Below are 20,740 nucleotides of genomic sequence, written 5' to 3' on the forward strand. Positions count from 1 at the left end.
CTAGTATTTCTTATAGTCCGCCGGTGTCGGTAGCTCAAAAATCCGCGGCGCTAGTTATGCCTCAAGACTTTTCCAGATTGGCCAGAATATGCGCGTGAACCCGCATGCATACCCGCATATCCTCTTCATCGACACCGACGAACAATTCACTGCGCAAGGCGGTGGCGATGGTTTCGATCTGCTCGATCAAGGGCAGCGCCGGGGCGCACAGAACGATCTTCTTCGCCCGGCGATCCTCGACCACCGACTGCCGTTGCACCAGGCCCTGGGTTTCCAGGCTGTCGAGCAGCCGCGCCAGGGTCGGTCCTTCGACGCCGACACTCTGGGCAAGTTCACGCTGGGTCGGAGCTTCATCGAAACGGGCGAGGTGCAGCAGCACCAGCCAGCGGGCCTGGGACAGGCCAAGTCCGGCCAGACGGCGATCCAGTTCGGCGCGCCAGCCTCGGGACATCTGCGCCAACTGCATGCCAAAACGGTGTTGATCGGTTAACGGCATAGACAACTCATGAGTTAGTAGACTGAAAATTAAGAAAAACTAATTATTAGTCAGCTAAGCATGACAGTTGCCGAGTGGCAAGGTTTGCCATGAACTGAATCGTTACATCTTGCCGCCAGACGACTCACATCTCGAATTCCGATTCCAGCGCCGCACGCACGCAATACAGCACACCTTCCGGCACGCGACCGGCAAACAGCTCGGCCACTTCGCTCACCGAAGGCAGCTCGCCTTCGCCGTCGAGAAAGGCGTCCTGGATCTCGCCGAGCAGGTCTTCCGGCAAGTCCAGCGCCTGCTCCAGGGACAGCTGCTGCTTGCCCACGGCTTCGGCGAGCATTGTGTAAACGTTCTTTTCCGAGCACTGCAATTGCCCGGCGATCTGCAGCGGCGTCATACCGGCGCGGGCCAGGGTAATCAGCTCGTGGCGGATGTCGGCCACCACTTTCGGCACTTGGGCCTGGCCGCCCAACACTTCGAGGAACGCCTCGCCGTAGCGCTCCAGTTTGCGCGCGCCGACGCCGCTGACCCGGGCCATTTCCGCCAGGGAGCCGGGCTGGCTGCGGAGCATTTCCAGCAGGGTGGAGTCGGGGAAAATGACATAGGGCGGCACGCCATGTTCTTCCGCCAGTTTGCGCCGCAGGGCGCGCAAGGCTTCCCACTGTTCGCGCTCTTCGCCACGTACCAGTTGGCTGGCCTGGCTGGTGCTGCTCTTGGCGGCGGTCTGCGGCTTTATGTCGCGGCGCAGCTCCAGGCTCACCTCGCCCTTGAGCAGCGGCCGGCAGCTGTCGCTCAGACGCAGGCCGCCGTAGCCTTCCAGATCGATGTCGGCCAGGCCGCGGGCCACCAGTTGGCGGAACAGCGAGCGCCATTCGCCTTCGCTACGCGCCTTGCCCACGCCGAACACGGAAAGATGCTGATGGCCGAAGCTGCGGACCTTTTCCGTGTCCTTGCCCAGCAGCACGTCCACCAGGTGGCCGACGCCATAACGCTGGCCGGTACGATAGATCGCCGACAGCGCCTGGCGCGCCGGCTCGGTGGCATCCCAGGTCTGCACGCCATCGACACAGTTGTCGCAATGGCCGCATGGCTGCGGCATGTCCTCGTCGAAGTAGGCCAGCAGGGTCTGGCGCCGGCAGCGGGTTTCCTCGCACAACGCCAGCATGGCATCGAGCTTGTGCTGCTCCAGGCGCTTGTGGCGCTCGTCGCCCTCGGAGTTCTGCAGCATCTGCTTGAGCATCAGCACGTCCTGCAGGCCGTAGGCCATCCAGGCATCGGCAGGCAGGCCGTCACGCCCGGCACGCCCGGTTTCCTGGTAATAGGCCTCGAGGGACTTGGGCAGGTCCAGGTGCGCCACGAACCGCACGTTGGGCTTGTCGATACCCATGCCGAAGGCGATGGTCGCGACCATGATCAGCCCTTCCTCGTTGAGGAAACGCTTCTGGTGATAGGCGCGCAGTTCGCTGGGCAATCCAGCGTGATAGGGCAACGCCGGGAAGCCCTGCTCGCAGAGGAATGCGGCCACCTCGTCGACCTTCTTGCGCGACAGGCAGTAGACGATGCCGGCGTCGCTGCGCCGTTCGCTGAGGAACGCCAGCAGCTGCTTGCGTGGCTGCTCCTTGGGAACGATGCGATAGAAGATGTTCGGACGGTCGAAACTCGAGAGGAAACGCTCGGCATTCTGCAAGTGCAGGCGATTGACGATTTCCTCGCGGGTCCGCTTGTCCGCGGTGGCGGTCAGGGCGATGCGCGGCACCTGGGGAAACATTTCCGCCAGTTGGCCCAATTGCAGGTATTCCGGGCGGAAATCATGCCCCCACTGGGACACGCAATGCGCCTCGTCGATGGCGAACAGGGCGATGTCGAGGTTCTGCAGGAACGCCAGCATCCGCGGTTGCACCAGGCGCTCCGGCGCCAGGTACAGCATCTTCACTTCGCCCCGCCGGATGCGCGCGGCCAGGTCGCGCTGCTGCTCGGCGCTCAGGGTGGAGTTCAGCGCCGCCGCGGCGACCCCGAGTTCCTCCAGGGTCGCGACCTGATCGTCCATCAGCGCGATCAACGGCGAGACCACCACCGCCAGGCCCTCGCGCAGCAAGGCCGGAACCTGGAAGCACAACGACTTGCCGCCGCCGGTAGGCATCAGTACCAGAGCGTCGCCGCCACTGGCCACGCGCTCAATGATCGCACCTTGGCGGCCACGGAAACTGTCGTAGCCGAAGATGTCCTTGAGGACGCGCTGAGCCTGTTCGAGCATGAAAAACTCCAAAAATCGCTGAAATCCCTGTGCGCAGGCTGGCCGAAAAGACCACGGTTTTCACTGACAAATCCGTTAGCGGACTTTTCCTGGACCGTTACGACGCCTGCCGGGCATCACAAAACGCGCAAGTATACCCGAGCGCTTGCCGGCGAAGGGCGACGACAATGGACCGCTGGTAACCTTCAGGCTCTGCATGAAAAGTGGCTGCACGCTGGGCGCCTTCGGCGCTACGCAGGCCATGCTGCGCGCTAGACGCCTACGGCGTTACGCAGAAACAGGCTCGAAATGCTCATGTAGGTCCCTACAGTCGGGCGCGCCCCCCGCCGTTCCTCGCCTGTTTTTGCCTTGCCTGGCCTTCGCTCGCCGACTTTCCTGCAAAGCCTGGAAGCGCGCAAATATGCGCTGCGGCTGGCCTGAGCGCTCAAGAAGGCCTAGAATTCAGCATCGTTTATTCCCAAGGTAGTCCTTCAATGTCCTTCGCTGAGCAATTAACCCGCCTGCAAGCCTTCCTCGACGCCGATGAGCTGCATGACGAGGCGCTGGACTATGTGGCCGCCCACGGCTACCTGACTGCGCTGTCCATCTGTTCCGAAAGCGTTCCCGACCGTGAGTGGATCGACGCCCTGTTCGCCGAGGAGCCGCACTACAGCGACGCCGCCCAGCGCGAAGAGATCGAATCCACCCTGATTGCCCTCAAGGCCCACATCGCCCGCCAACTGGCCTCCGACGAAGAGTTCGAGCTGCCGTGCGACCTCGACCTCGGCGACGAGCCGGACGACTCCGACCTGCGCGGCTGGTGCATCGGCTTCATGGAAGGCGTGTTCCTGCGCGAAGCGGCCTGGTTCGAGACCGCCGAGGAAGAAGTCAGCGAGATGCTCCTGCCGATCATGGTCGGTTCCGGCCTGTTCGACGAGCAACCCGAGTTCTCCGACATCGCCAGCGATGCCAATCTGATGGACGACATGATCGTGCAGATCCCGGAAGCCCTGACCGCGCTGTACCTGCTGTGCAACGCGCCGGACGAAAAACCGGCCATTCTCAAGCCCCGCCACCACTGAGTCACTGCCTATGGCCAAGCCCATAGGCAACCGCCCCCTGATCCTGCGTTACGTTCTGCTGGCCATCGGCTGGCTGAGCGTAGTGCTGGGGGTGACCGGCATCTTCCTCCCGGTATTGCCCACTACCCCTTTCCTGCTGCTGGCCGCCGCCTGCTTTGCCCGCAGTTCGCCGCGCTTCTATCAATGGCTGGTGGACCATCCGCGGCTCGGCCCATGGATCCGCGATTACCTGGACGGCCACGGCATTCCGCTCAAAGGCAAGGTCTACGCCATCGGCCTGATGTGGCTGAGCATCGGCCTGTCCTGCTACCTGGTGCCCCTGCCCTGGGCCCGCGGCTTCATGCTGACCAGCGCGGTGCTGGTGACAATCTACATCCTGCGCCAGAAGACCCTGCACAGGCCTTGAGCCCGGCCCTTGCGCGCCTCCTTCCTCTGCTCGTGGCAACCCGACCAGCTGCCCATGCTCGCGAAAAATACCGCCTAGACTTCAGAAACCTGCATTCGAGCAGCCCGCCATGCCCGCACGTTCGCGTCGCCCCGAGTGGACACTGCTCCGGCCTCGGCTGGCCGGCTGGTCGCTGTTGCTGGTCTGTTTATGGACCGACCCGGGCAATGTGCGGGCGAACTGGGAATTCGTTTCTGTCCTGAGCACCTTCGAGCACCGCCATCAGGTCCTGGGCCCGGCCCGGGAGCGTCTCGACGCCTGGAACCAGTTATTGCAGGACGTGACCGGGCAACCGGAAGACGAACAACTGAATGCCATCAACCGCTTCTTCAACCAACAACTGAGCTTCAAGGAGGACCAGCGCACCTGGCAGCAGAGCGACTATTGGGCCACGCCGATCGAGGCCCTGCTCAAGGGCGCCGGGGATTGCGAGGACTATGCGCTGGCCAAGTATTTCAGCCTGCGCAGCCTGGGGGTTTCCAGCGACAAACTGCGCCTCACCTACGTCAAGGCCAGGCGCGGCAACCGGCCGCACATGGTCCTGGCCTATTACCCCAGCCCCGGCGCCGGACCGCTGATACTGGACAACCTCAGCAATGACATTCGTTCCGCCGCCCAGCGCCAGGACCCGAACCCGGTATACGCCTTCAATGCCGAGGGGCTGTACCTGCCCGGAGCCGCGGGCGACACGCGCAGCATCGATCCGAAAAAACTCTCGCGCTGGCAGGACGTGCTGAAAAAGATGCAGGACGAGGGCTTCACCGTGGGTAATGGCTGATCCGACAAGGAGTGCCGAATGTCGCTACTCAAGCAACTGTTTCTCGCCATCTGCCTGTTCCTGCTGGTGGCCTTCAGCGGCAGTTTTTTTGTCAGCCTGGAAAGCTCCCGCGAGCAGATGCTCAGCCAGTTGCGCTCCCACGCCCAGGATGCGGCCACCGCCCTGGGCCTGTCCCTGACCAGCCAGGTCGACGACCCGGCGATGATGGAACTGATGGTCAGCTCGATCTTCGACAGCGGCTACTACAACAGCATCCGGGTGGTGAACATCGAAGACGAAAGCCTTCTGCTGGAGCGTTCGGTGCCCGCCAACATCGAAGGCGTCCCCCAGTGGTTCGTCAGGCTGGTGAACCTGCACCCGCAAGGCGGCGACGCCCTGGTCATGCGCGGCTGGGAACAGGTGGCGCGGGTGGAGGTGCTGAGCAACCCGCAGTTCGCCCTGGCCAGGCTCTGGGACAGCAGCCTCGGCGGCCTGCTCTGGCTGCTGGTCTGCGGGCTGCTCAGCGCGGTGTTCGGCGGCTGGCTGCTGCGGCGCCAATTGCGACCGCTGGATGCCATGGTCAGGCAGGCCGAAGCCATCAGCCACCGTGAGTTCATCAGCCTGCCGACGGCGCCACGCACCCCCGAACTCAAGCGGGTGGTCCTGGCCATGAACCAGATGGTGGAAAAACTCAAGGCCCTGTTCACCGAGGAGGCTGCGCGCAGCGAGAAGCTGCGGGCCGAGTCCTATCAGGACAGCCTGACCGGCCTGGCCAACCGGCGCCTGCTGGACGAACAGCTCGGCGATCAGTTGCTGCTCAACGAGCAGAGTGGCGATGGTTACCTGCTGATGCTGCGGGTCAACGACCTCAGTGGCCTGAACCAGCGCCTGGGCGGCCAGCGCACCGACGCCCTGATCAAAAGCATCGGCGACCTGCTCAAGCGCATCGGCACCCAGGCCGACCGGCGCCACTGGCTGGCGGCGCGCAATCGCGGCGGCGAATTCAGCCTGCTCACGCCGGGCCTGGACAGCCGCGGCGCCGAGCGCCTGGCCATGGAAATCAGCGCCACCCTGGAGAACCTGCGCCTGACCGGGGCCAGCGACTGCACGCCGGTGGCGCACCTGGGCATCGTCGCCTACCGGCCGGGCGACCCGCTGAGCGGCGTATGGCTGCGTCTGGACCAGGCGCTGGCGCAGGCCCAGCAGCACCCCGAACGTCCCTGGGCGCTGCTGCAGGACTTCGCCGCCGGCCCCAGCCAGCCGCAGCATGACTGGCGCGCCTGGATCGACGACGCCCTGAGCAACGGCAAGTTGAAGTTGTATTTCCAGCCGGTGGTGCAGTGCGCCGACACCAGCGAGGTGCTGCATCACAAGGTGCTGGCGCGCTTGCTCGACCCGCAGGGCGAAGCCATCGCCGCCGGGCATTTCCTGCCCTGGATCGAGCGTCTCGGCTGGTCGGCGCGCTTCGACCTGGCCATGCTCGAACACACCCTGGATTATCTGGTCGAGCATGCCTGGCCGCTGGCCCTGAGCCTGTCCGGCAGCACCCTGCGCGACCCCGACGCCTTGCAGCGGATCCTCGACCAGCTCAAGGCCCTGCCCGACCTGGCCAGGTTACTGACACTGGAGATCGACGAACGCCAACTGCCCTCGGCCAGCGAGTTGCAGCAATTGAGCCAGCGCCTGCGGGACAGCGGCTACCGGATCGGCCTGCAACATTTCGGCGGCAACTTCAGCCAGATCGGCAACCTCGCCCACCTCGGCCTGGCCTACCTGAAAGTCGATGGCAGCTACATCCGCGACATCGACCGGCAAAGCGACAAACAGCTGTTCATCGAGGCGGTATTTCGCGCCACCCACAGCATCGACCTGCCGCTGATCGCCGAACAGGTCGAAACCCAGGGTGAACTGGACACCCTCAAGGCCTTGGGCCTGTTCGGGGTCATGGGGCGTCTGATCGGCCCACCGCAACCGATGTAGCCCCTCCCCCGCCCGACCCCGACGCCAGCCTCGGGCGAGGCTGGCGCCGGGGTCGGCAGGTCTCAGACGGTATCGACCTTCAACGAATGGTCGTTGAGCATGCCGTTGATGATGGTCGCGGTATCCGCGCCACCGGCGATCACCCCACCCGCGCCCGGCGTCACCCCGTAATGCGCCGCCAGGTTGACCCCGGCCAGGTCGATGGTCTGGCTCGGCGTGGCCCCCGCCGCCGCGCTGACATCGATGCTGGTGACCAGCGACGGGCCGCTGCCGGTGACGGTGAAGTGCAGGTAGTCATCCAGCGATGCGCTGCTGGCGTTCTCGCCTTGCAGCAGTTGCGACAGGTCGAGCTTGTCGGTGCCCGGCGTGAAGTCGGTGACCAGGTCATGCCCGCTGTTGCCCTGCTGCCACTGGAAGGTGTCGCTGCCGCTGCCACCGGTCAGGGTGTTGTTGCCCAGCCCGCCGATCAACAGGTCGTCGCCGCCACCGCCGTTGAGCACATCATTGCCCAGGCCGCCGGTGATGATGTTGGCGTTGCTGTCGCCGGTCAGGCTGTCGTTGTAGTTGGAGCCCACCAGGTTTTCGATGGCGGCCAGGATATCGGTGCCGGCACCGCCGGTGTTCTGCGCACCGAGCAGCGCGAGGTCGACCGTGACCCCGGCACTGGCATGGGCGTAGCTGGCGGTGTCGTTGCCCGTGCCACCGTCGAGCAGGTCGTTGCCCGGCCCGCTGAACAGCAGGTCGTTACCAGCGTCGCCGTGCAGGGTGTTATTGCCGCTGCCGGCGACGAGCACGTCGTTGCCGTCACCGGCATTGATCAGGTTGTCGCCGCTACCGGCCAGCAGCACATCGTCGCCAGCGGTGCCGGTCAGGGTATGGCCGCCTTGATAGCTGATGCTCACCGCCGCGCTGTCGCTGCCGCCATGGCTGTCGCTGGCGGTGTAGGTACCGTGGTAATCCGGCGTGGACTCCTGGCCGCCAGCGTAGTTGACGGTCATGGTCAGTTGGTAGTTTTCCGAACCGTTGGCGTTGCCGCCGCTGGGGTTGGTCAGGTTGGTGATGTGGATCTGGTAGGTGCCGTCCGCCCCCGCGGTGAACGAGCCACCGTCGGTAATCGCGGTGTAGGCCCCGCCATTGAAGGCGTACTCCATGCCCACCCGGCCCGCCGTCAGGTTGTGATCCAGGTTCAGGGTCTCGCCCTGCTTCAGGTTGACGCTGATCACATCCTCGTCGTTGTCATTGCCGTTGTTGATGCTGCCCAGGAAGCCGCTGATCACCACCGCGGCCGTCATCGCCGCCGTATTGGCATTGAACGAGGCCCGGGCGACGGTCAGGGTCTGGTTGGACCCTCCGGTGAAGCTGATGGTCTGCAGGCTGCCGGCGGTAAAGTCCGCCCCCGGGGACAACCAGCCGGTGTTGAAGCTGGTCGGCGCGGCCGTCAGCGGATCGCCGTTGGCGTCGCTGTCGTTGGCCAGCAGGGCATCGGCCGGCACCACGATAGTGCCCGACAGAATGTTGGTGATGATGTGGTCGTCGCCCGCCACCGGCGCCGCGTTCGGGTTGACCTTGACCACCAGGGTCGAGCTGGCCAGGTCGCCGTCGTTGTCGCTGACGGTGAAGCCGACCGTCTCGGTCAGCACCACGCTGGTGATTTTCTGCGAGGTGTAGGTGTAGTCGCCCGTGTCGAGTTTCACCACCAGCGTGCCGCCATTGTTGGTGGCGATGCTGAGGCTGTTGTCCAGGGTGTTGAAGGTGCCGTGGTTGACCCCGCCGCTGAAGCTCAGCGAGCCCTGGTTGCCATTGCCGCTGGGGTCATAGGTGTAGGTGGTGCCATCGACCACCAGGGTCTTGATGAAACCGCCGTCGGCGCCGAACGAGCCGCTTTCGCCGAGCAGCGAGCCGGTGACCGGGGTGCCCTGTACCGTACCGGCCAGCACCGAGTCGAGCTGGTTCAGGTCGGTGACCACCACGGCATTGGTGTCGATATGAGTACTGCCGTCATAGGCCAGCGGGTCGAGGTTGCTGTTGCTGACACCGCTGCCCAGGCCGATTGCGTAGTTCTTGATGCCGTTGGCGTCGAGGAAGGCTTTCCAGGCGGTTTCGTCAGCGGTGCCGATCTCCTGGCCATCGGTGGGCTTGCCGTCGGAAAAGAAATAACCGACGTTCTGCGCGCCACTGATCTGGCCACTGGTGACAAACGCCAGCTTCGCCGCGGCCACGGCCGCATCGTAGTTGGTGCCGCCGCCCGCGGTCAGCGAGGCAATGATCGACTTGGCCGTCGCCACATCGACCCAGATCGGCGTCTTGTCCGTGGCGCTGCTGCTGAAGGTGACGATCTGCACCTTCACATCGCCCATGTCGTCGTACTTGTCGAGCAAGGTGCTGATCGCCTGCTTGGCCAGCTCCAGGCGCGACAGGCCCGGTACCCCGGACGGATCGGCCATGCTGCCGGAGACGTCGATCACCAGCAGCAGGTTGGAATCGACTTCCAGCGCGGTGACCGCACGCTCGCTGGCGACCGCCTGGGGCACGTCGTCGACGATGCTGATCTGGATGGTGCTGGTGGTGGTATTGCCCACCGCGTCGGTGGCCTTGTAGGTGAAGCTTTCGCCCAGCACGTTGGGGCCGTCGTTGGCAGTCGGCGAGGTTTTCGGCGCCGAGGTCAGGGTGTAGCGGTAGGTGCCGTCGGGGTTGAGCAGGATCTGCCCGTAAGTGCCAGTGGCGCTGCCGACCAGGGTGTAGGTGATAGTGCCGCTGCCACCAGTGACCGAGCCGACCAGGGTGCCGGTGGCGGTTTCGCCGGTATTGCCCGGGTCACTGCCGATCACCGTGCCGGCCGCCAGGTCCTGGCCATCCTTGTTCAGGTCCAGGGCTTTTTCGAAGACAGTGACATCCTGGTCAGTGACCGCCCTGAGCTCGTTGCCGCAGATCTGGATGGTGATGGTGGTGGTGCTTTCATCGCCGTCCGCGTCACGCACGGTGTAGACGAACACATCCTCCGAATCGGGAGCGGTGACCGAGTTCGGATAGCTGTGATAGGTCGCGTTGCCGAAGGCGTCCAGGGTCAGCGTGCCATACAGGCCGTTGATGGTGGTGTTCAAACCGCCAATGGCCGAGGTCGAGGTATCGCTGCCGGCGCGCACGCCGACCACCGCGCCCGTGGCTGCCGGCCCATCGGCTCCCCCAACGTCGTTACCCAGCACGTTACCGCTGATGGTGGTGCCTTCGTCGGCCATCACCACGTCAGGATTCGCGGTGGGCAGGTCATCGACGATATTCACATCGATCACCCCGGAGGCACTGCTGCCGTCGCCATCGCTGGCGAACACAGTGAAATGCTCGGCGATGCTGTTGGCCCCCAGCCCCGTCGGGTGATTTTCATTGTCGAGCAAGGTGTAGCTGTAACTGACGACACCGGTGCTGGCGTCGTAACCGTTAATGGTCAGGACGTTGCCCAGGGCGGTCATTATCGATTGCGGGAAGCCCGCGGCCACTCCGCCGGTCACCACATTGATCCCGCCCACGGTCAGGGTTTGCAGGCCGTCCGGCGCGCTAACGGCGAAGAAGCCGCTCTGGGTCAAGGCCGGGGCATTGGGGCTGGTACCGTCGCTGAGGTGCTTCTCGTAGACCGTCAGCTCGCCACCCGGGACATCCAGGCAGTAGAGGGTCACGCAGTCATCGTTGTTATGGATGTCCAGCACCAGGTTGGCGGTGCTGGAGTCGCCGTCGGCGTCGGTGATGGTGTAGGCGAAGGTCTCCGTGCCGTTGCCATTGCCGTACAAGGCCTTGAAGTCGGCATCCTCGGCATTGAGGGTATAGGTGTAGGTGCCATCGGCTGCGAGAACCAGGGTGCCGTAGGTGCCAGTGAAAGTACCAGCAGTCACCGGACCAGTGGGTACCCGGTCGGCACCTTGCACGTCGTTGGTCAGTACGTTGCCACTGAGCACCAGCTGGCTTTCCGAGGCGACGCCGTTGCTGTCATTGACCGCTGTTGGCAGGTCATCCACCACGTTCACATCCAGCGAACCGCTGGCGGTGCTGCCATCGACATCGGTGGCGACCACATTGAAATGCTCGCTGAGGCTGTTGGCGCCGTTGGCGGTTGGGTGATCCTCGTTGTCCGCCAGGGTGTAGCTGTAGCTGATCACCCCGGTAGCCGCGTTGTAGCCGGTGATGGTCAGGGTATTGCCCAGGGCGGTGGTCACCGATTGCGGGAAGCCCGCGGGCACCCCGCCGGTCACCACATTAACTCCGCCCACGCTCAGGCTCTGCAGGCCGTCCGGCGCGGTCACGGTGAAGGTGCCGCTCTGGGTCAGCGCCCCCGCATCCGGACTGCTGCCGTCCGCCAGGTGCTTCTCGTAGACCGTGACTTCGCCGCCTTCGGCATTGAGGCCCTGAATCACCACCGAGTCGTCGTTGTTGTGCACCTGCAACACCAGGTTGGCGCTGCTGGTATCACCGTCGGCATCGGTCAGGGTGTAGGTAAAGGTCTCGGTGCCGCTACCGCCGCCCTGAAGGGCGAGGAACGCCGAATCACCAGGGTGCAGGGTGTAGGTATAGGTACCGTCGGCCGCCAGTACCAGGGTGCCGTAGGTACCGTTGAAGGTGCCGGCGGTGATCGGCCCGCTGGGCACCCGGTCGGCGCCCTGTACATCGTTGGTCAGCACATTGCCGCTCAGGGTCAGCTGGCTTTCCGAGGCGACACCATTGCTGTCGTCGACCGCCGTCGGCACGTCATCGACCACATTGATATCCAGCAGGCCACTGATAGTACTGCCGTCGACGTCCGTGACGGACACCGTGAAACTCTCACCCAGCGCGTTGCTACCGTTGCCGGCCGGGTGCGCGTCATTGGCGGCCAGGGTGTAGCTATAGCTGACCACGCCAGTGCCGGGGTCGTAGCCGGTGATGGTCAGGGTATTGCCCAGGCCGGTGGTGATCGATTGAGGGAAGCCCGCAGCCACTCCGCCGCTGACCAGGGAGAGACCGCCGACCGTCAGGTTTTGCAGGCCGTCGAGCGCCGAGATGCTGAAGGTGCCGCTCTGGGTCAGCGCGCCCGCATCCGGGCTGCTGCCGTCCGCCAGGTGCTTCTCGTAGACCGTGACCTCGGCGCCTTCGAGGTTGAAGCCGCGAATCACCACCGGATCGTCGTTGTTGTGCACCTGCAGCACCAGGTTGGCGGTGCTGCTGTCACCATCGGCATCGGTCAGGGTGTAGGTAAAGGTTTCAGTGCCACTGCCGCCGCCCTTGAGCGCGAGGAATGCCGGATCGCCAGTGTGCAGGGTGTAGGTATAGGTACCGTCGGCCGCCAGCACCAGGGTGCCGTAGGTGCCATTGAAGGTACCGGCGATGATCGGTCCGCTGGGCACCCGGTCGGCGCCCTGCACATCATTGGTCAGGACATTGCCAGTGAGTACCAGCTGGCTTTCCGAGGCGACACCATTGCCGTCGTTGAACGCCTGGGGCACATCGTCGGTAATGTTGATGTCCAGCGAGTTGCTCGCCGAATCGCCATTGCTGTCGCTGGCCAGCACGGTGAAATGCTCGCTCAGGTTGTTGGCGCCATCGGCGGCGGAATGGATTTCGTTGCCGACCAGGGTGTAGCTATAGCTGACCGTACCCGTGGCAGGATCGAAACCGGTGATGGTCAGGGTGTTCCCCAGGGCAGTGGTGATCGACTGGGGAAAGCCCGCGGCCACCCCGCCACTGACCACGACGATCCCGCCCACACTGAGGTTGAGCAGGCCGTCGGGCGCGGAAACACTGAAGGTGCCGTTCTGCACCAGCGCCGCCGGATTGCTCGCCGAGCCTTGGGGCAGATTGGCTTCGCTGAGGGTCAACTCGCCATTGGCGACCGACAGGCCGCCCAGGGTGACCGGGTTGTTCGGTGGGGGTGGCGGTGCGATACCGCTGTCGTCGCTTGGCGGTACCGCGGCAATCCGCTCAGGCACGAATTCGGGAATTCCGTTGAAGCCCGCGGTGGGGAAACCAATGACCGGCTCGACCCGACCCGCGACTTCTTCAAGCAGTACAAAGGTGTGCCCGCCGCCCAGGGCGCCGGCGGTGCCACCCGTGGCACCGGGGCCGGCCGCCGTGGCTTCGCCGGTTTGCGTCGGGTCGGCGCCGGCAGCAATGGCTTTCTGCAGTTGCTCGACATCGGTCAGCTGCGCCGCGCTGGGGGTCACGGCTTCCGGAGTCTGTACATGGGGCGCCTGGTGCGCCAACAGTTGCGGAGTCAATTGCAGGCTGCTGTCGCGCCCGAGGGTCAGTTCCTGGCCGTTCTGCAAATGCACGGCCACCGCGCCTTGCGCACCGGTCACCAGTTGATCCCCTGCGAACAGACGATCGCCCTCTACCAAGACGCGCCGGCTGCCATCCGCCGCGACCGCTACTACCTGCCCGATTACCTTACTGACGACGCCGATCAACTTAGCCATGAGCACTTCCTCCGCTGCCGACCGCTATCGGCATCTGGTTGCACGGAAAAGTGCTATGGCGTTATCGGGTCAGCGACGGGAAACGCCAGCCTGAAGGCTCGCTGATGTCTGCTCAGTCGAACCTGCGCACCGGCCTGTCCCTCTCGCTCGTCCCTCGCTGGCCTGCTGTTTCTGCCGAAGGCAAAACCGAATGCAGTCAAGCGCATTCCGGCTTCGGACAGCCCTCCCGCGAAAGTCGCGACACGGATTAAAACACTGCAAGTGACAAAAAAATGTCGCTCAAAAATCCGTATCGCACCCTCCTCACCGCTCCTTTCCCGCCCTATGTCGCAAATTTTGTTGAACCTTTTCAAGTCCCCAAAAAGCTCCCTAGAGCCTATAAACACGGGGCTTTCGAACTGAACAATGTGCTGGATTTCACAGAGTGCATAAGTTTTTTTCAGCATAAGGCTTATGAGAAATTCTTCTTAGCTTCCGCTCAGGATGTTCTTAGCTCTGTTGTTACAAACCTGAAACGGTTTGGCCTATAAATTTCGTCATTTTTTTGGCGACTGCAAAGCACCATACATGGACCAGGGAGATGTACCTCATGCGCGTTTTTACCCCCCTCAGTAGCGCGATTTTATTAGCCATGGCCTGTATTCATCAGGCCCAAGCCATGTCTCTGACGGAGGCGATTCAAAGCACGCTGGACAACCACCCGGAACTGCGCGCGAGCCAGAACAACCGTCTGTCGGCTGATGAGGACGTCAAGGTCGCCAAAGGGGGCTTCTATCCATCGCTGGACCTGAATGCTGCCTATGGCCGTGGCTACAGCGACAACACCACCACGCGCGCGTTGGGCAACCATCACACCGAGACGCTGACCTATACCCAGTCGGAGTTGCGCCTGCGGCAAATGCTCTTCGACGGCTTCAATACCGCCAACGAGGTCGGGCGCACCCAGTCGGTCTCCAACTCGCGGGCCTACTACACCCGCGGTACCGCCGAGAGCCTGGCCCTGCGCACCATCGAGGTGTACCTGGAAGTGCTCAAGCGCCGCGAACTGGTGACCCTGGCCAAGAACAACCTGCAGGCGCACCTGCGGGTCAACGACCAGATCAGCCTGCGCAGCGAACGCGGTGTCGGCAGCACCGCCGACCTCGACCAGTCCAAGGCCCGTCGCGCCCTGGCGGAAAACAACTACGACACCGCGCAGGTCGACCTGGCCGATGCCGAGGCCAACTTCTTCAGCGCCGTGGGCCGTATGCCCGACGAACTGGAAAGCCTGCCTTCGGTGCGCGGCGAAATCCCCGCCAGCCTGCCGGATGCCCGGCAGAGCATGCTGGAGAACAACCCCTACCTGAAATCGGCCCAGGCCGACGTGCACGCGGCCGAAAGCCAGTACGAGGTCGCCAAGTCGCCGTTCTACCCACGCTTCGATGCCGAGGCCGCGGTGGGCGCCAACGACAACGTGCAGGGCGACAAGGGCCACGACAATGAATGGCGGGTGGGCGTGGTGATGAACTACAACCTGTTCCGCGGCGGCAGCGACAAGGCCCGCCTGCAATCGGACGCGCACAAGATCAACCAGGCCATGGACATCCGCAACAACGCGCTGCGCATGCTCAACGAGAACATCACCCTGGCCTGGAACGCCATGCTCAACGCCAAGAAGCAGACCCCCACCGCTCGCGAATACGCTGAAACCACCACCCGCGTACGGGCCGCCTACCAGGACCAGTTCGGTCTCGGCCAGCGCACCCTGCTCGACCTGCTGGACAGCGAAAACGAGCTGTACAACGCCAACCGCCGCTACACCGAAGTGCGCTACACCGAGGAGTTCTCGATGTATCGCGTGCTGGCGAACATGGGCGAGCTGTTGAACAAGGAAAAAGTCGTGGTGCCAGCCGAAGCGATCGCCCAGACCGAAGTGAAGAGCGACGCCCGTCTGCCGGAGATGCGTTAAGTCCTCGGAGGACTTCAATGTGACCAGCATGGAACCCGGGAGCTCAGGCGTCGATCCGCGCCTGAGCTTTGATGACCCGTTGTTGGACGGATTGCTGATCCTCTGCAAACTGCATGACTGCACCGTCAGCCGTGCCAGCCTCAGCGCGGGGCTGCCCCTGGCCCAGCAACGCCTGAGCCTGGACCTGCTGCCCCGCGCCGCGGCCCGCGCCAGCCTGCAGGCGCGCCTGCTGCGCCGCGAGCTGTCGGCGATTTCCAAGCTCAACCTGCCGGTGCTGCTGATCCTCAAGCATGGCCGCTGCGCGGTCCTGCGCCGCTGGGGCGATGACGGCCAGGCGCTGATCCTGCCCAGCGAAGCCGAGGGCGGCGAACAGTGGGTCAGCCAGACGGAGCTGAACGACGACTACAGTGGCCAGGCGCTGTTCGCCCGGCCACGCCATGAACTGGAAGAACTGCGCAATTCCCTGGTACCGCGGGTCGAAGCCTGGTTCCGCGACACCCTGAAACTCTCGCGCTGGCTGTACAGCGACGCGATCCTCGCCAGCCTGTTGATCAACCTGCTGGGGCTGATGGTGCCGCTGTTCGTCATGCAGACCTACGACCGCGTGGTGCCCAACCAGGCCACCTCGACCCTCTGGGTGCTGGCTATTGGTCTGTTGATCGGCACCGGCTTCGAGCTGGTGCTGCGGGTGGTGCGCGCCCATCTGCTGGACAGCGCCGGCAAGCGCACCGACGTGATCCTCTCCGCCACCCTGTTCGAGCGCATCACCGGCATGGCGATGAAAGCCAAGCCGGCGACCATCGGCGGCTTCGCCCAGAGCATCCATGACTTCCAGGGCCTGCGCGAGTTTCTCACCGCCGTGACCCTGACCAGCCTGATCGACCTGCCCTTCGCCGTCCTGATGCTGCTGGTGATCGGCCTGCTCGGCGGCTGGCTGGTGGTGATTCCGCTGCTGGCGTTTCCCCTGACCATCGTCTTCGCCATGCTGATCCAGGCCCGCCTGCGCGACACCGTGCAAAAGAGCCTGAGCCTGGGCGCCGAACGCCAGGCGCTGCTGATCGAGACCCTCGGCGGCCTGGAAACCCTCAAGGCCTGCAGCGCCGAAAGCGAACGCCAGCACCGCTGGGAAAGCACCCACGGCGCCCTCACCCGCCTCGACAGCCACGCGCGCAATCTCTCGGCCCTGGCCACCAACGGCACCCTGTTCATCCAGCAGTTCTGCGGCATGGCGACCATAGTCGCCGGGGTCTACAGCATCATCGCCGGCAACCTCAGCGTCGGCGCGCTGGTGGCCACCTACATGCTCGGCAGCCGGGTCCTGGCGCCGCTGGGGCAGATCGCCGGGCTGATCACCCGCTACCAGCAGGCGCAACTGACCATGCGCAGCACCGACGCCCTGATGGCCCTGCCCCAGGAGCGCGATGCCCGCCAGCGCCCGCTGGAACGCACGCAACTGCAAGGCGCGCTGGCGCTCAATCAGGTGACCTTCCGTTATCAGGGGCAGAATGCCGCGGCCCTGAGCAACATCAGCTTCAGCATGCAGCCCGGCGAGCGCATCGGCATCATCGGCCGCAGCGGCTCCGGCAAGAGCACCCTGGGGCGCCTGGTCATGGGCTTCTATGCCCCCGAGGAAGGCCAGTTGCTGCTGGACGGCCTCGACCTGCGCCAACTGGACGTGGCCGACCTGCGCCAGCAGATCGGCTATGTCGCCCACGACCTGCCGCTGCTGGCCGGCAGCCTGCGCGACAACCTGACCCTCGGCGCCCGCTATATCAGCGATGCGCGCATGCTCGAGGTCGCCGAGCTGACCGGAGTCACCGAGCTGGCCCGCCAGCATCCCCAGGGCTTCGACCGGCCGGTGGGCGAGCGTGGCCAACTGCTGTCCGGCGGCCAGCGCCAGGCGGTGCTGCTGGCCCGAGCGCTGCTGCTGGACCCGCCGATCATGCTCCTGGACGAACCCACCAGCGCCATGGACAACAGCAGCGAAGACGCCCTGCGCCAGCGCCTGCACGCCTGGGTACAGGGCAAGACCCTGCTGCTGGTGACCCACCGCACCTCGATGCTCAGCCTGGTGGACCGGCTGGTGGTCCTGGACAACGGGCGGATCGTCGCCGACGGGCCGAAAGAAGCGGTCATCGATGCACTGCGCAAGGGCCGTGTCGGCTCTGCGGCGGTCTAGGAGTCGCCCCATGCCTGCCTCATCGCAATCACGCGGCTACTTCGCCAGCCTGCGCAAAAGCGCGGAAAGCGAGTTCATGCCCGAAACCGCCGGCGCCTCGCTGCAGGACTCGCCCCGCGGCTCGCGCATTGTCGTCTGGCTGACCACCGGGCTGCTCATCAGTGCCCTGCTCTGGGCCAAGTTCGCGGTGCTGCAGGAGGTGACCACCGGCGAAGGCAAGGCCATTCCGTCGAGCAAGGTGCAGGTGGTGCAGAACCTGGAGGGCGGCATCGTCACCGAGATCTTCGTGCGCGAAGGGCAGATGGTGAACAAGGGCGACACCCTGCTGCGCCTGGACGACACGCGCTTTTTGTCGAACAAGGGCGAAAGCGAGGCCGACCGCTATGCCTTGATGGCCCAGGTCGAACGCCTCTCCGCCGAAGCCGAGGGCCGGCCGTTCAAGCCATCCGACGAGGTGGTGGCCAAGGCGCCGCAGGTGGCGGAGGACGAACGCTCGCTGTACGAACAGCGCCAGCGTCGCCTGGCCAGCGAACAGCGGACCTTGAGCGAACAGCTGCGGCAAAAGACCCAGGAGCTGGCGGAGTTCCGCTCGAAACAGGGGCAATTCAGTTCCAGCCTGGCCCTGCTCAACCAGGAGATGAACATGTCGGCGCCGCTGGTAAGTACCGGCGCGGTGTCACCGGTGGAGATCCTGCGTCTCAAGCGCAGCGCGGTGGAGATCCGCGGCTCGCTGAATGCCACGACACTGGCCATTCCCCGGGCGGAATCGGCGATCAACGAAATCCGGAGCAAGATCGACGAGTCCGAACAAGGCTTCCGCTCCGACGCCGCCAAGGAGCTCAACGAGAAACGCACCGACCTGTCGAAAATCACCGCCTCGAGCATCGCCATCGACGACCGGGTGACCCGCACCACCGTGACCTCGCCGGTGCACGGGGTGATCAAGCAGCTCAAGGTCAACACCATCGGCGGCGTGGTCCAGCCGGGCAGCGACATGCTGGAAATCGTGCCGCTGGAGGACAACCTGCTGATCGAGGCCAAGGTACGGCCGCAGGACGTGGCCTTCCTCCATCCCGGGCAGAAAGCCATGGTCAAGTTCAGCGCCTACGACTACACCATCTACGGCGGCCTGAGCGCCAAGCTGGAACTGATCGGCGCCGACACCATCACCGACGACAAGGGCAACAGCTTCTACCTGATCCAGGTGCGGACCGACAAGAACCACCTGGGCGGCGACCTCAAGCCGCTGCTGATCATCCCCGGGATGGTCGCCACGGTGGACATCATCACCGGCGAGAAAAGCGTGCTCGACTACCTGCTCAAGCCGGTGCTCAAGGCGCGGACCGAGGCGATGCGCGAGCGTTAATTTGTAGCCGCTGCCGCAGGCTGCGACCGACCGCGAAGCGGGCGTCAATCAGGCACCTCGGTCTTTCAGATGATATGAGGCATGGGCGTTTTGGGGCCGCTGCGCGGCCCATCGCAGCCTGCGGCAGCGGCTACAGGGAGTCGTCCTGCGCCCGCAGGTGGTTACGCTGATAGGTGTCCTCCCCCATCGCCGCGATCTGCCCGTCGATCAAGGCTTCGAAAGGTTTCAGCAAGGGCTCGAACGAGGTTGGCGCCTCCAGGGTCTGCAGGGCCTGGACGATGGCTTCGATGGTCGACAAGGCCCCAGGTCCCGGCGCCTTGCGCAGCCGGTAACGGGACACCGCGCCTTCGGCCAGGGTCACTCGCGGCAACGCCGCCAGCAGCGGATTGAGGTGCAGCAACTTGCGCGCCTTACGCCAGGTGCCGTCGGGCACCACCAGCAACAAGGGCTGCTCGTCCGGCGCGCTGGAATAGGCCTGCAACGGCTGCGCGTCTTCCGCCGGGAACAGCAGGCGCGCCTGATACCCGGGGCAGTTCAACAGCTTCGGCAGATCGTCAAACACCTCCCCGACGATCAACTCGGCATTGTTCAACCCCAGCGCCGCCAGCCGCGCGGTGTTCAGCGCGTGGTTCACTTCGCTGGGATGCTGCAACAGCAGGATCCGGGTGCGACTGTCCAGCCGTGGAATCAGCGGGCACAGGCAATGGGTTTTCGGACGCAGGCAACGCGGGCATTGGGTTCTGGACACATCGGCCTCCTCAGACCTGGTTGAGCTGCGCCTTGAGCAGGTCGCGGAACGTCTGGATCAGCGGCTCACGGCTACGCCCGCGGCGCACGATCATCGAAAACGGCGCCTGATAGCCGAAGGTGGCCGGCAGCAGCACGCGCAAGTCGCCCTTGTCGGCCCAGGCCTGGGCGTAATGCTCCGGCAGGTAGCCGATATAGGCGCCGGACAGCACCAGGATCAGCTGCGCCTCCATGCTCTCCACCGTCGCCGCGCTGTGCTTGAAGCCATGGCGCGCCAGTTCGGCCTGGCTCCAGTAGCCACGGCCGACCATGCGCTGCTGGGTGATCACCTGCTCGGGAATGCGCCGTTCGTTGAACAGCGGGTGCCGGCTGCTGCAATACAGCCAGTGCTGCTCGCGGTACAGCGGCATGTACACCAGCCCGCTCATGCGCGTGGAGAACGCGCCGATGGCCAGGTCCAGGCGGTTGTCCTGCACGCCGAGCTGCAATTCGTAGGGGCTGAGCACCGACAGATGCAAGTGCACCGCCGGGTGTTCCTGGCTGTAGGCGCCGATGGCTTCGGCGAACGGCAGGGCCTTGTCGCTCACCGTCGAGTCGATCACCCCCAGGTTGAGAGTGCCGCGCAGTTCGCCCTTGAGCGCCGCGGCGTACTGCTCGAAGCCCTCCAGCTCGCCCAGCAGGCGCAGGGTTTCCTGGTGGAACAGCTCGCCCTTGCTGGTCAGGCTGAAACCGCCGCGGCCACGGTGGCACAGGACCAGCCCCAGGGCCGATTCGAGCTGGCTCATGTAGGTGCTGATGGCCGATGTGGAGAGGTTCAGTTCGTGCTGGGCATTGGCGAATCCCTGATGCCGCACCACGCTGACGAAGATGCGCAATAGTTTCAGATCAGGTAAAGCGTTGGCCATGGGAGCTCCACAAGGAAAATCGACAACGGGGATCGAGTGTCAGGGTCATCCTGCCCCATCGGCGTTCCTCCATAGAGAATCTGGCGATCTTGATTATGGCTGCCATGCCGGTGGCCGGGGTTGAACTGGAATTCGTCGAGGTTGCATGGCGGGATGTCGAAGGCGCCC

At 64.5% G+C, this 20,740-nt stretch carries 13 protein-coding genes and 1 pseudogene; 8 read left to right on the forward strand and 6 right to left on the reverse strand.

Annotation, left to right across the window (positions count from 1 at the left end):
* Nucleotides 1–61: 61 nt before the first annotated feature.
* Complete coding sequence (locus PVZ80_RS25240) at nucleotides 62–496, reverse strand: MarR family transcriptional regulator (protein ID WP_007929752.1); 435 nt, start codon at nucleotides 494–496, stop codon at nucleotides 62–64.
* Nucleotides 497–620: 124 nt separating this feature from the next.
* Nucleotides 621–2,747 carry a DNA helicase RecQ gene (gene recQ / locus PVZ80_RS25245; protein ID WP_009047644.1) on the reverse strand — a complete coding sequence of 709 codons (2,127 nt, stop codon included), beginning with the start codon at nucleotides 2,745–2,747 and terminating at the stop codon, nucleotides 621–623.
* Nucleotides 2,748–3,220: 473 nt separating this feature from the next.
* Between recQ and PVZ80_RS25250 the strand changes: the two genes are divergently transcribed.
* The 4 genes from PVZ80_RS25250 to lapD all read left to right on the forward strand — a co-directional run bounded on the left by PVZ80_RS25250 (nucleotide 3,221) and on the right by lapD (nucleotide 6,990).
* Entirely contained in the window at nucleotides 3,221–3,808 is a 588-nt protein-coding gene (locus PVZ80_RS25250) for a UPF0149 family protein (protein ID WP_007929756.1), read from the forward strand.
* Between the two features lie 10 nt (nucleotides 3,809–3,818).
* Nucleotides 3,819–4,214 (forward strand): YbaN family protein, encoded by a 396-nt coding sequence (locus PVZ80_RS25255; RefSeq protein WP_016702286.1) that lies wholly within the window; start codon nucleotides 3,819–3,821, stop codon nucleotides 4,212–4,214.
* A gap of 109 nt (nucleotides 4,215–4,323) precedes the next feature.
* Nucleotides 4,324–5,031, forward strand: coding sequence for a transglutaminase-like cysteine peptidase (locus PVZ80_RS25260; RefSeq protein WP_009047642.1), 708 nt, complete (start codon nucleotides 4,324–4,326; stop codon nucleotides 5,029–5,031).
* 18 nt (nucleotides 5,032–5,049) lie between these two features.
* On the forward strand, nucleotides 5,050–6,990 hold the full coding sequence (gene lapD / locus PVZ80_RS25265; protein WP_028681956.1) for a cyclic di-GMP receptor LapD: 1,941 nt from the start codon (nucleotides 5,050–5,052) through the stop codon (nucleotides 6,988–6,990).
* A gap of 62 nt (nucleotides 6,991–7,052) precedes the next feature.
* On the opposite strand, the gene PVZ80_RS25270 is transcribed toward lapD, so the two are convergent.
* Nucleotides 7,053–13,427: a retention module-containing protein gene (locus PVZ80_RS25270; protein WP_273864722.1), complete on the reverse strand. Its 6,375-nt coding sequence runs from the start codon at nucleotides 13,425–13,427 to the stop codon at nucleotides 7,053–7,055.
* A gap of 272 nt (nucleotides 13,428–13,699) precedes the next feature.
* On the opposite strand from PVZ80_RS25270, the gene PVZ80_RS25275 reads away from it, so the two are divergent.
* The 4 genes from PVZ80_RS25275 to PVZ80_RS25290 are packed head-to-tail and all read left to right on the forward strand — an operon-like array spanning nucleotide 13,700 to nucleotide 18,920.
* Nucleotides 13,700–13,957, forward strand: coding sequence for a hypothetical protein (locus PVZ80_RS25275; protein ID WP_273864723.1), 258 nt, complete (start codon nucleotides 13,700–13,702; stop codon nucleotides 13,955–13,957).
* A 59-nt stretch (nucleotides 13,958–14,016) separates the two neighbouring features.
* Complete coding sequence (locus PVZ80_RS25280; protein WP_009047639.1) at nucleotides 14,017–15,375, forward strand: TolC family outer membrane protein; 1,359 nt, start codon at nucleotides 14,017–14,019, stop codon at nucleotides 15,373–15,375.
* A 19-nt stretch (nucleotides 15,376–15,394) separates the two neighbouring features.
* The gene (locus PVZ80_RS25285; protein ID WP_028681959.1) at nucleotides 15,395–17,554 is read left to right on the forward strand and encodes a type I secretion system permease/ATPase; all 2,160 of its coding nucleotides are present in this window, start codon (nucleotides 15,395–15,397) and stop codon (nucleotides 17,552–17,554) included.
* A 10-nt stretch (nucleotides 17,555–17,564) separates the two neighbouring features.
* Nucleotides 17,565–18,920 carry an HlyD family type I secretion periplasmic adaptor subunit gene (locus PVZ80_RS25290; protein WP_016702292.1) on the forward strand — a complete coding sequence of 452 codons (1,356 nt, stop codon included), beginning with the start codon at nucleotides 17,565–17,567 and terminating at the stop codon, nucleotides 18,918–18,920.
* Between the two features lie 130 nt (nucleotides 18,921–19,050).
* Here PVZ80_RS25290 and PVZ80_RS25295 read toward each other — a convergent pair whose 3' ends face one another.
* From PVZ80_RS25295 to PVZ80_RS25305, 3 genes and pseudogenes are all read right to left on the reverse strand, one after another.
* Entirely contained in the window at nucleotides 19,051–19,668 is a 618-nt protein-coding gene (locus tag PVZ80_RS25295; protein WP_081362385.1) for a tRNA-uridine aminocarboxypropyltransferase, read from the reverse strand.
* A 10-nt stretch (nucleotides 19,669–19,678) separates the two neighbouring features.
* Nucleotides 19,679–20,572, reverse strand: coding sequence for a LysR family transcriptional regulator (locus PVZ80_RS25300; RefSeq protein ID WP_009047635.1), 894 nt, complete (start codon nucleotides 20,570–20,572; stop codon nucleotides 19,679–19,681).
* Nucleotides 20,548–20,740, reverse strand: a pseudogene (locus PVZ80_RS25305) (hypothetical protein); the annotation flags it as partial. The pseudogene PVZ80_RS25305 and the gene PVZ80_RS25300, both read right to left, overlap by 25 nt.

It is taken from the genome of Pseudomonas sp. B3G-3 (assembly GCF_028640915.1).
Lineage (GTDB): Bacteria > Pseudomonadota > Gammaproteobacteria > Pseudomonadales > Pseudomonadaceae > Aquipseudomonas > Aquipseudomonas chlororaphis_I.